We start from the raw sequence: 269 nt of genomic DNA on the forward strand, positions 1-269 counted from the left end.
CTTCATTTATACGATGTCACCCAAGCGGATCTCAATTGGGAAAATAATGAGGTGCGCAGGCAAGTATATGACATCATGCACTTTTGGTTTGAAAAAGGAATTGATGGATTCAGGCTGGATGTCATCAATAACATTTCAAAGGATCAACGGTTCCTAGATGATGCCGGACAATCTGTGCAGGGGGACGGCCGTATGTACTATACAGATGGTCCGAGAATTCATGAGTTCCTGCATGAAATGAACGAGGTGGTTTTTTCAAAATACGATAG

1 protein-coding gene is annotated in these 269 nt (G+C 42.4%); it reads left to right on the top strand.

All coding sequences use genetic code 11. The annotated features are described in order from the left end of the window. Positions 1-269 (top strand): alpha-amylase family glycosyl hydrolase (locus SB775_RS29935; RefSeq protein ID WP_410864882.1); only part of this gene is annotated, 269 nt, incomplete at both ends.

This window comes from Peribacillus sp. SIMBA_075 (assembly GCF_046534585.1).